Annotated in this window: 10 protein-coding genes; 4 read left to right on the top strand and 6 right to left on the bottom strand. The window is 45.8% G+C overall.

Annotated elements, in window-relative coordinates:
• The first annotated feature begins 238 nt into the window (after nt 1-238).
• Nucleotides 239-3199, top strand: coding sequence for a glycosyl hydrolase (locus LJ658_RS05370; RefSeq protein ID WP_230545430.1), 2961 nt, complete (start codon nt 239-241; stop codon nt 3197-3199).
• A 108-nt stretch (nt 3200-3307) separates the two neighbouring features.
• On the opposite strand, the gene queD is transcribed toward LJ658_RS05370, so the two are convergent.
• The 5 genes from queD to LJ658_RS05395 all read right to left on the bottom strand — a co-directional run bounded on the left by queD (nt 3308) and on the right by LJ658_RS05395 (nt 9085).
• Nucleotides 3308-3664: a 6-carboxytetrahydropterin synthase QueD gene (gene queD, locus LJ658_RS05375; RefSeq protein ID WP_230545431.1), complete on the bottom strand. Its 357-nt coding sequence runs from the start codon at nt 3662-3664 to the stop codon at nt 3308-3310.
• A 159-nt stretch (nt 3665-3823) separates the two neighbouring features.
• Nucleotides 3824-6379 carry an adenosylcobalamin-dependent ribonucleoside-diphosphate reductase gene (locus LJ658_RS05380; RefSeq protein ID WP_230545432.1) on the bottom strand — a complete coding sequence of 852 codons (2556 nt, stop codon included), beginning with the start codon at nt 6377-6379 and terminating at the stop codon, nt 3824-3826.
• 395 nt (nt 6380-6774) lie between these two features.
• Nucleotides 6775-7299 carry a hypothetical protein gene (locus LJ658_RS05385; protein ID WP_230545433.1) on the bottom strand — a complete coding sequence of 175 codons (525 nt, stop codon included), beginning with the start codon at nt 7297-7299 and terminating at the stop codon, nt 6775-6777.
• A 66-nt stretch (nt 7300-7365) separates the two neighbouring features.
• Nucleotides 7366-7821, bottom strand: a complete 456-nt coding sequence (locus LJ658_RS05390; RefSeq protein ID WP_230545434.1) for a hypothetical protein — start codon at nt 7819-7821, stop codon at nt 7366-7368.
• A 481-nt stretch (nt 7822-8302) separates the two neighbouring features.
• On the bottom strand, nt 8303-9085 hold the full coding sequence (locus tag LJ658_RS05395; RefSeq protein ID WP_230545435.1) for a type II CAAX prenyl endopeptidase Rce1 family protein: 783 nt from the start codon (nt 9083-9085) through the stop codon (nt 8303-8305).
• A gap of 95 nt (nt 9086-9180) precedes the next feature.
• On the opposite strand from LJ658_RS05395, the gene LJ658_RS05400 reads away from it, so the two are divergent.
• Entirely contained in the window at nt 9181-9597 is a 417-nt protein-coding gene (locus LJ658_RS05400) for a helix-turn-helix transcriptional regulator (RefSeq protein ID WP_230545436.1), read from the top strand.
• 663 nt (nt 9598-10260) lie between these two features.
• Here the strand turns inward: LJ658_RS05400 and LJ658_RS05405 are convergent.
• The gene (locus LJ658_RS05405) at nt 10261-10626 is read right to left on the bottom strand and encodes a hypothetical protein (RefSeq protein ID WP_230545437.1); all 366 of its coding nucleotides are present in this window, start codon (nt 10624-10626) and stop codon (nt 10261-10263) included.
• Between the two features lie 145 nt (nt 10627-10771).
• Between LJ658_RS05405 and LJ658_RS05410 the strand changes: the two genes are divergently transcribed.
• On the top strand, nt 10772-11404 hold the full coding sequence (locus LJ658_RS05410) for a CGNR zinc finger domain-containing protein (RefSeq protein ID WP_230545438.1): 633 nt from the start codon (nt 10772-10774) through the stop codon (nt 11402-11404).
• A 24-nt stretch (nt 11405-11428) separates the two neighbouring features.
• Nucleotides 11429-11656: a hypothetical protein gene (locus tag LJ658_RS05415; protein WP_230545439.1), complete on the top strand. Its 228-nt coding sequence runs from the start codon at nt 11429-11431 to the stop codon at nt 11654-11656.
• Nucleotides 11657-11708 lie beyond the last annotated feature (52 nt).

Here is an 11708-nt window from a genome sequence, read left to right on the forward strand (position 1 = left end):
GGCTTTCCGCTCATACTGCACGGGCCTTAGCCACAAGGCAGGTATCCGCTTTATCCCTAACGCGGGGAAGTGCACGGGACGGGATAACGGACAGTACAGGACAGTTGCCATTATTTTACATTTAAATTTGCGTAACCAATATTACCGGTTCAATTTTATTTATTGCTCATGATCAAGCATCTTTAATAAAGAAAGGTCATGCCTAAAATCACCCAAGTCTTAACTAATCTTAAAACAGATGCCAGTTATCATCCGTTGTCCCGTAAATCAGAAATTATTTTTGTCCTTGTCCTTTGTCCTGTTTTTTATATTGGGCGTTGCGGGTAATAGCCACGCGCAATCCATAAAATCTCCTGCAAAAAAAATCACTACAGCCCCCGACATTTTGCTGCGCTCGTTTATAGCACCACCAGACCCCGCCAAACTGCGGGTTTATTGGTTTTGGATTTATAACAGGGTGGATAAGGCCGGTATCACCCGCGACCTGGAAGAATTTAAAGCTAAAGGCATTAGCGGTGTCAACCTGATCTGTAACGGAGGTTATGCAGGTAAAGAACCGCTGCCCGGCGTACAGTTTCTGGGGAAAGAATGGCGTGCCCTTTTCCGTCACGCGGTAAGGGAGGCCAAAAGGCTTCATATCGAACTTGGGTTTAACCTTGCCGGCGGCTGGACATTGATGGGCCCGTCGGTCACTAAAGACAACGCCATGAAAAAAGTAGTGTCTGCCGAATTAAAAGTTTCTGGTCCGGGTAAACTTTCCACATCCCTTCCGCAACCTCAGATTGAAGACGGTTATTATCATGATATCATCGTGCAGGCATTCCGGTTGCGTGACGGTACAAAAGAGATCGACCCAACGACAGTGACAGATCTTACGGCTAAATTAGGTGCGAACGGTCATTTTGAATGGGACATACCTGCCGGAAACTGGGTAATACTACGAACCGGCTACACGCTCACAGGGCATCCGTGGAGCAAATGGAAAGCCTATCCCGAAGGTGACACCTTTAAGGGTGGCGAAGGTTATGAGATAGATTATTTAAGCCGTGCCGCCCTCGACGATTATTTTGCCCATTTAGGCAAAACCGTTATTGCCGAAGCCAAAAAAGCCGGCGGTAAAATAGATTACTTATGGTCTGACAGCTGGGAGTGCGGCAAACTTACCTGGACACAAGACATGTTTAACCAATTTACCCGGTTCAGGGGTTATGACCTTAAAGCTTATTTACCGGTACTGGCAGGTTATACGGTTACTAATGAGGCTGTATCTGCCCGCTTCCGCGATGACTTTGACCGTACGATACAAGATTGTATAGCCGAAAATTTTTATGGACATTTTGCCGATCTATGCCATCAGAACGGCATGAAGGTAGGCAACGAAGCTGGTGGGCCCAATGATATCCCACCACAGGATGTGTTGAAAAACTTTGGGCGGTCTGATATCCTTGCAGGCGAGTTTTGGGTAAATGGCACCCGTAACGCGCCGGGCGGCTATAACAAAAACAGGCGCGAGCGGCTCAACCTTAAACAAACCGCCACTGCGGCACATCTATACGGTAAACGCGAAGCAGAGGCTGAGGCTTTTACAGAGCAGGAAAAAGATGGCACACACTGGTCGCTGGGGCCGGGCGACCTGAAACCCTACGCTAATGATGCATTTTGTGAGGGCATCAATCGCCTTATGCTCCACTCAGCCACCTGCCAGCCACCCGCCGACGGTAAGCCGGGATATGAATATTGTGCCGGGCAACATTTTACGCCCAATATTACCTGGTGGGAACAGTCGACAGCCTTCTTTAGCTACCTGTCGCGCTGCCAGTATATGTTGCAGCAGGGAAATTTTGTAGCTGATGTCTGCTTTTATTTAGGTGAAAGGCCCCCACTTTTGGCCCCGCCAAAGTACAATATCCCAACGCTTGGCCCCGGATATGATTGCGACTACAGCAACCCGGAGGCGTTACTAACCCGCATGACCGTTAAGAACGGGCGTATAGTTTTACCCGACGGCATGAGCTATAAACTTTTGGTACTCCAAAATTGCGTTTCGCCATCTGCAGAGATCGCTAAAGAAGTAGGCTCCTATCAGGGCTTGTCAGTATCATCCGTTCCTTCTGATGCGATGTCATTGCCTGTGATCAAAAAGCTTAAAGAGTTGATCAGCCTGGGGGCTACGGTAGTGGGGCCACCACCAGTTATATCTGCCGAATTAAAGGGCTACCCCGAGTGCGATACCCAGGTAAAACAAATAGCTGCCCAAATATGGGGCGATCTGGATGGTAAAACCCGCACAGAACGCCGGTTTGGCAAAGGCAGGGTGATATGGGGTAAAACACCAGGACAGATTTTGTTAGCTGACGGGATAGCCCCCGACCTTACTTTTACCGGACAGGCTGAAGATCCCGATCAATTCGACTACATTCACCGCAGAAGCGGCGATACCGATATTTATTTCATCATTAATCGCACCAACAAACCGGCAACTAATAATTTCACTTTTCGTGTAGCCGGCAAACAGCCAGAGATATGGGACGCTTTAACCGGCAAAACTAGGGTTGCCAAAGCTTATCAGCAAGCAAATGGCCTTACTACATTACCACTGCAACTGGATGCGTTTGGTTCTTATTTCGTCGTTTTTCGTAAACTTATTGCTGCGGGTGCCCGTGGAAGAGCCGAACGCAATTTCCCAAACCTCGCGGAGGTTAAACAATTGGAGGGCCCATGGGAGGCCGCATTTGATCCAAACTGGGGTGGCCCTGCCAAAGTTGAGTTTCCTGAATTGATAAGCTGGACAGACAGAACAGAGGAAGGCATCAAATACTACTCGGGTACGGCCACCTATGTTAAAACTTTTGATTTGCGTGATGTGGTAAAAACCGGCAAAGCCGGCCGATATTTTCTTGATCTCGGTGCGGTAAAAGACGTTGCCGAAGTAAGCCTGAATGGCCAAAAGCTGGGCATACTATGGTGCGCACCCTGGCGCGTGGAGATCACCGGCGCTTTAAAAGCAACGGGCAACGTTTTGCGCGTAAATGTTATTAATTTATGGGCCAACCGGGTGGTACATGATCTTAGCTTACCTGTGGAAAAACGCTTCACAAAAACGCATGAAGTGTTTCGTTTTGATATGCTTAATGTTAATACACCTTTGCTCCCGTCGGGTTTATTAGGCCCGGTGAAAATCTATGCTGGAATTGATTAGAACTTCCCCCCGCTGGCGCAGGTATGCAACGATACCTATTGCTACCACAAGCCAAACGCTTGCGGTAGCAATAGGTGCGCGTTTGCGCGCGGACAGGCAACACATAATTTAATCACCTTCATAAATTACTCCCGAAGCAGGAGTTTCTTTTAGTTCGATTTTTTGCAAACCAGGCAGCCCGCTTTCAAACTGTTGCCACAGCCATCTGGCTACGTTTTCGGCTGTGGGGTTTTCTAAGCCGGGCACCTCATTTAGCAAAGCGTGGTCAAGACGGTCCAGCACCGGTTTGCAAACTGCCTTGATATCGGTAAAATCCATCACCCAGCCTGGTTCCTGCAAAACTGCGCCCGAAATAAAAACGGTGAGGTGGTAGGTATGGCCATGCAGCGCCCGGCATTTATGCCCCTCTGGCACTTTGGGTAAAAAATGTGCTGCATCAAAAGTAAATTGTTTGTATATATTCATGGTTGGTATCCGCAGCGTTTTAGGCTGTTAAAGGCAAACGTATCTTTTATCGCCGGATTAAAAAGTGATCCGCGTCACTAACCCGGAGAAACCCCAAAAAGTTAAAAAGCGCCATCCGGGGAAGAATGGCGCATATAAAAACAAAATTCAAAAGTTGGTTCACCCGCATTTGGAGGAACCACAGTCCTTGCAATTCAGGCAGCCTTCCTGGTATTGCAGGTTAGTTGAGTTACAGTTCTGGCAAACCTGTTTTTTTACTTCTGTACCGTCCGGGATATATTTTTTCAGCGCCCGGGCGACGCCGTTCTTCCAGGTATTTATTGCCTCGTCGAGTTGCAGACTGCCAACCAGGTCTACCACCTTTTCAATAGGCATACCATGGCGCAGCGTACCTGAGATTAGCTTGGCGTAGTTCCAGTATTCCGGGTTGAACTTGTATGAAAGTCCCTCTATCGTGGTTTTGTGGCCGTACCTGTTCTGGTATTGGAAATCATAGCGAGAACCGCCATCGCTATCTCTATTCTTGATGATCATGCCCTCATTGACCCATCGCGGGATAAGGATACCATCCTCATCATCGGCCAGGCCCGTAAATATTTCGTAGGGTTTGCCGTCGACCAACCCGATGAATGCAATCCATTTGTCCTTGTTATTTTGGAAACGGACGATCTCGGCACCCAGCACGGGTGGCCTGTCTACCGGAAATACCGTTTCACTAACCGTGTTTTCTGTTTTATCTTTTGTATTGGCGATCAGGACACCAGAACGCGAGCCGTCGCGATATACGGTGATGCCTTTACAGCCTGCTTTCCAGGCCGCCATATAAAGTTGTCCTACTACTTCCACGGTCACGTCCGCAGGCATATTGATGGTAACACTGATGGAGTGATCGACCCATTGCTGGATCTGACCCTGCATCTCTACTTTTTTAAGGTAATCAACATCGTTGGCAGTAGCTTTATAATAGGGCGACAACGCCACCAATTCATCCAGCTCCTGTTGCGAATAATTTTTATTAAGATCGTGGCCGTTCACAGTCATCCATTGCTTGAACCGGTGGTGAAACACAACGTATTCTTCCCATGAATCACCCAGGTCATCCACAAAATCTACGCGTGCATCCTTATCACCGGGGTTCACTTTCCGCCGGCGCTTATAAACCGGCATAAATACCGGTTCTATCCCGGAGCTGGTTTGCGACATCAGGCTGGTAGTTCCTGTAGGTGCGATGGTGAGCAAAGCCATGTTTCGCCTGCCGTATTCCTGCATATCGTAAAATAGTTGCGGGTCGGCATCTGCCAGTCTCAGCATAAACGGGTTATGCCGCTCCCTTTCTGCATCGAACAGGGTAAAGGCCCCCCTTTCTTTGGCGGTATTAACCGATGCCCGGTAAGCCTCTAATGCCAGGGTGCGGTGCACCTGCACAGCGAAAGCCGTTGCCTCATCGCTGCCATAGCGCAAACCCAGGGCCGCCAGCATATCGCCTTCGGCTGTGATACCGATACCGGTTCTCCGGCCTTCCCCGGCTTTTTTCCGGATATTCTGCCACAAATTCGTTTCAGTCTGCTTCAATTCCACGTCCTCGGGGTCCGCGGCTATCTTTTCGAGGATCGCGTCAATCTTTTCCAGTTCCAGGTCAATGATGTCATCCATAATACGCTGGGCCGCATGAATGTGTTTTTTAAACAGTTCCCAGTTAAATGCCGCTGCTGCGGTAAACGGATTAGCTACGTAGCTGAACAGGTTAACAGCCAGTAACCGGCAGGAGTCGTAGGGACATAAGGGGATCTCGCCGCAGGGATTGGTTGAAACTGTTTTATTGCCCAGGTCGGCATAACAATCAGGTAACGATTCGCGGATGATCGTATCCCAAAATAAAACGCCGGGCTCTGCCGAGCGCCAGGCATTATGAACGATCTTTTGCCACAGGCGTCGCGGATCGATCAGCTTTTCATGAGTCGGCGTACTACTATCCACGGGGTATTGCTGCCGGTAGGTTGACCCGGATTCCACTGCTTCCATGAAAGCATCGTCTATCCGCACGGATACATTGGCCCCGGTTACTTTGCCCTGCTCCATTTTAGCGTCTATAAAATCCTCCGCATCGGGATGCCTGATGGCTACCGAAAGCATCAGCGCGCCGCGCCGCCCGTCCTGGGCCACCTCGCGGGTAGAGTTAGAAAAACGTTCCATAAAAGGCACGATCCCGGTAGAGGTAAGTGCTGAATTTTTGACTGGCGAACCCTTCGGCCGGATATGCGACAGGTCGTGGCCTACACCGCCCCGCCTTTTCATCAGTTGTACCTGTTCCTGATCTATCTTAAAGATCCCACCATAGGAATCGGCATGGCCATCGTTCCCGATCACGAAGCAATTGGAAAGCGAAGCAACCTGGTAAGGATTACCAATGCCGGTCATAGGGCTGCCCTGCGGGATGATGTATCTAAAGTCCCGGATCAGTTCAAACACTTCGGCTGCCGATAACGGGTTAGGGTAGCGGTGCTCCACCCGCGCAATCTCATTAGCGATACGACGGTGCATATCATCAGGTGTAGCTTCGTAAATATTGTCCCGCGAATCTTTCAGCGCATATTTATTTACCCATACCCTGGCCGCCAGCTCATCCCCTTTAAAATATTTAAGCGATTGCTGGTAGGCTTCTTCAGCAGTATAAATGTTTACTTCTCTTTTTTTTTCGGCGACGTTCATATCCATGAATTACTATTAAAAATAATGATTGGTTGGCGTACTAACGGCGCAAATGAACTACCGTTGCGCTATTAGCAATAACAGCCAAAAATCTATTTTTTTAGCCGGTTCAAAAGTGATGGTGATCATATTCGCCGAGAATCATTTTTTTCATGACCGTTATCAGACCTGCGCCACTACCCGTTGTTGAAAGTTGGTAATTGAGGACTACTATGGCTGTAGTCTGCGGCTACATTAAATCGTCCACGCGCTAAGTAAACGCGCGGCCATTTTGGCGGGAGTGCGGGGGCCGTTGTTGGTGTTGTCACCAACAACCAGGGGAGGCAATGGCGATATTTAATCCGGCATTCAGGTACTTGTTGGTGACAACACCAACAAGGGCGGAAATTTAATAAGTTAATTTATCTGAAAAAACTATTATTTAATATTTCATTCAGTTTGGCTTCAGCCTTTCCCTGATCTTCTTTTTTAAATTCCATCAACCCATTTAACGATTTAAAATTTTTAGGATCAGAAATGAACCAAACATAAAAAGGTTCTCCCTTTTGATATTTAATAATCAAAAACCAATGGTTCTTTACTTTCTTAATAGTTGCATCACTTACTTTAATGCTTTTGTCGTTTTCAAAAAGCCCCAACATCTGAATTTTGATATCGTCTAAGGTTCTTGTGTCATCCTTTGCATGATGCACATCCCATATACTCAACGTTATGTCATCGAGCTTATATAGATTATCAGTTTTAGACCAATGCTGTAATTGTGAATTACCATATAACCTCCCGGACCTGGCAATCATTGATTGCTTATCTATTTTTTCAGCGTTTGGCGGCAATTTTACGTCTGCTGTTGTACCTATTGTTATCTCTTGGGCAATTGAATCCAAGCTAAAAAGCAACCCTATTATCAGCAAAATAATTTTGTTCATTGTATATAGTATAATAATTTAATTAGGACAATTTATATTGTCAACCTCATTGTAAGCAACTATATATTATGACATACCCCACAAAATTTTCCTGACAATCAATTTATTACCCGCTTTTTTAACCCTAAAGTGCCGGGCGATATATTGGGCATAAAAAATTATTTTAATATCTGCTTCATCTTCAGCTATGGGGAGATATTTTATATCAACAAATACCTTATGTTTAAACGAATAGTATCCCAATTCTAATCCTTTAGGTAAAGTATCCAAATAAAGCTGATTTGAATTTAAATGCAATTTTCCTAATCCAATTGTGTCGTCGTTTCTTTTAATCAGGATCAATTTCTGAGCTATATGACTCATTCCATTAAAACCATCAAGATATGCGGTATCCAAACAAGCTTGTATACCTGCAATTTTGATATTAATAGGGTGAATAAATTCAACAGGTTGTTTTTGGCTTTGTGGAGCATGGCATCCATAAATCAAAAACAGCAGAAAAATTATAATTGATTGCTTCATAAACAGCTTATTTTGGCACAAAAACGTGTAATAGCGACACCGGTAATGGAAAAGCGCTGCTGCTTATTTAAAGTAAAAACTAACTGCCCCCTGTTTAAGTCCATTTGCGTGATTAAGGTATAAGGAAACACAATGTATTAATTTTTATTGATTTAGCGGGGCGTTGTCGGTGTTATCACCAACAAGGGCGAAGATTATCAAGTTCTAACTTATTATAAAATTCAGCAATTTCAATACTATAGCTCTTGCGAAAAAAATTAATTAATAACCAATCGCTCAAACCCCAATTTTCTATCGCGGGAGAAATCCTTTTTAGAGTTTGTAAATAATTCCCTTAGCTCCGTTTGAGTTGCAGACTGGGTAATAAAGTTCTTTAATTCGTTAATGATTTTGACGTTTACAGACATATGAAGATAATTTCTGTAAAACTATTTCATTTTAATACTATTGAGATTTAGCTTTTACATGCTCATAATGAAAATCAATTTTTCGGTCGCCATATTAGTTTAATAGCTGCAATTACGCTGACTGTGCCAATGTTGAGCGCAATAAACAAGCCGATGGCTTGCCACACCGTCAGATTGTGCTGCTGTTGTCCGCTGATAAAGAGCCAGGAAGTTGTAGTATGAGTGAAAGTGAAGAGATAAGAATTCGCAAAGTTGTTTCCCCAATGCAAACCGATAACTAGCCAAATACTCCCCGAGCGTAAAAGTGCCGTAGAGAACATCAAATAACCTATGAATAAACCAGATGCATAAAACAGGTCATTTACGATATTGTCGCCCCATATATCATGTAAACAAATAAAAAAAAGCCCGAACATCACAGTCGCATTCCGTTTATTAGTTAGTTCGATAAGCTTCACATAACAGTAACCTACAATAATAAAGTCCTGAACTGCTGCTGTCGGCAAAACCCGCCAAAATTCTTTCAACAACAATGTGCCGTCAATCATTCGGCTAACCATTATATGGTCTCCCCGCACCAGCGTCCCGACGTAGAACGATAATAAGAACGAAGTTATACCCAACAACAAGCCAGCAGGTATTAACACGAGATGACTGAGTTTTACATCAAAGCCTAAGAAACTCAAATTTCTTCCCTCGCTGCGCAGCATCAGCCAGGTTATCAGGATTACCAGTAACATGCCGACCGGTACAAATGGTATATGAATAAATCCGCTGCCTATGAGTGCGGCAGCCAATAAAAATGCACTGAGGATCAGGCGTGATATATGGGGATAAGTGAGGAACCAATTTTTCATTGCAGATGCTAAATTACTACCTTCGCTTCCGAATCAAAACAACTGCATAAAATGTCGTCTAAATGTCGTTGAATGTCATAACAGAACTATCCTCTTTGACGCGCGAGCAAACAGCTATGCTGGTAAGGGAAGGGCGACTTAAAAAAGCGCTAACCCAAAAAGAATTGTCTGAACTCGCCGGTATCAGCCTGCGCTCTCTTCAGCGCGTCGAGAACGCTGAGGTGTTACCCCGGTTTTATACATGGCGTCGACTCGCGGAACATATTGATCTGGGCTTAAATCGTGAGCCTCAGTCTTCACTTGTTTCTAAATCAATGCCTGCGATTCCCATTAAAACGAATCTACCAAGAAAATGGATATTGAGCATCAGTTCGCTCGCAGTGATCGTCTTGTCTTTTTCAGCTTATGTCATTCAATCGCCTACGTTTCCCGAGACCTTATTTGAAACCTTGAATATGGTGCTTGTCGGCTGCGTAATCTATGCGGCCATTATTTATCGCGTTTGGAAATAATGCTTAAAGGTGTCTAAACAAATGCCTAAGAATCGGATTACGGGCGGTGGCTACTATTTGAGACCGCACTATAGCGAATAGATTAAAATCCTTAACTTAATGGCATTAGGCTTTACGCCCTTTTTTATGCTACTCTTAGCTTGCACTTTGCGGTCAAATAACGATTTTCGAACTCATCTTTTTCAACCTTGAGCATGCTTGCCATCTCTTCTTTGCTGTAAACCAAGTCAGAGATAAACATGTTAACCATTCTATTTATTAGGGTAGGCGTTTCTTTTGGTATTTCAATTGGTTCAACTTTCTTCCATCCACGAGAGGAAATTTGCAACCATAGGTAACGGCATCGATTATATGTAGCCAAACCCTTATCTTGTATTCTGAATAGGATAGATTCTATTGATATTTTCCAAACCCTTTTCAAGTCTGCTAATTTTTACAAACTAATGCTGTTATTCAAATCATATTTAACCTCCGAGATCGGCATTAAAAATTCCATTCCAAAATTCCAGGCTTCGGCTTCTTCATCCCGCCCACAAAGCGGCATATTACCGAGGTGTAAAATTAAATGGGCTATTTCATGCGCCAACCCGCTGTCCGAAGTTTTCAACTTCGGACGACTATGCCTGTAGTCTGCGGCTACATTATATCAGTTATCGCACAGGGCTACAAACAACTACTTATGATCACGAAAATGATGGGGGCTGACAGGCTGCCTGCGCCCAGTTTTTTGGCGCCCCAGGCTGCTATGATAAAAGGGAAAGAAGGTTGGCATAAAACAAACAACCCTCTTTCCCGCTTGCGGAAGAGAGGGTGATCAAGCGAAGCGATGATCGGGTGAGTCGGCGGCGCGCGTTCATGAGCGCCGGCCGCGTTAGGGATTGAAATGGATACCGGCTGCGCGCGTAAGGCCTGCAGGCGTATGAATGGAAAGCCCGGCCCGCTTCTATCAGCGGGAAACGCCCATAGCATAAGCTGCGTTATCCTTATCAAATCGCTTAACCAAACCGCCACCCCTAAAATAAAATTCACTTTAAATAAAGAAATTTCTTTATAAATACAAATCTCCGTATCTTTGTTGCGGTGGTATGTCCTGTACCGCCGCGTAACCCGCCTTTAACCGCCGGGTTGTTTTGAATTACCGTTTTCCTGTTTATTTAAAATCAAAAATTTAGTTATGAACCGCACTGTTCGCCGGCCGCGCCGCAAACCTGCCGCCCGCCTTACCGACGGAGGGAACCACGCCCTCAATTTTATTAATACCTTTAAAAAAGACCGCAAAGGCGGCTTTATTGACCTGCTGACCAATTACGAGAGCCTGGTTAACTGGGCACAGCAGACCGACCTGATTAACTGGGATGAAAGCCTGGGGCTGTGGAACGAGGGCAATTGCAACCCGCCCGAAGCCGAGCTTTGCTACTGCACCGCCCGCAGCGCCCGCAACACGCTTGACGAATTGTTTAACGACCTGCTGGCGGGCCGCGAGGTGCACCCGCTGGTTATAGACCGGTTTAATGATCAACATAACCACGTGCGCCAACACCTGCGCTATGAAACGGGCACAGATGGCATGATCCGCGAGCACTTTTACAACATTAACGAGGATATGAACCTGCCGCTATACCTCATCATAGCCGAAGCCGCCCGCCTGCTGGATACGGGCTTATGGCGCCAAATAAAGAAATGCCCGGCCTGCGGCAGCCTGTTCATGGACGTAAGCCGTGCGCATAACCGCACCTGGTGCAGCCCCAAAACCTGCGGCAGCATTAAAAAAAGCCAGCGTTATTACCAGTTGAAAAAAGTGGCTTAAAGCAAGGCCTAAAAAAGCAACTACATGAATACCAGCCGATTAACTCCAAACCATCACACCGGCATCAGGCCATATACCCGAAAAACGCCCGTTTTTACTACCGGCATCGGGCGGGATACCCGGAAAAGGGCCGTTTTTACTACCGGCATACAGGCTGATACCCGGGAAACGCTTGTTTTTACTACCGGCTTAAGGGGCATTACCGGTGTGGCTGAGATGATTATTTCTGCCTGGTTCAGGCCTGGGTTATAAACAAAGAAACCCCGTGAACGTGAGTTCACAGGGTTCTTATAAAATTGGGCAC

This window comes from Mucilaginibacter sp. UR6-11 (genome assembly GCF_020880695.1).
Classification (GTDB): Bacteria; Bacteroidota; Bacteroidia; order Sphingobacteriales; family Sphingobacteriaceae; genus Mucilaginibacter.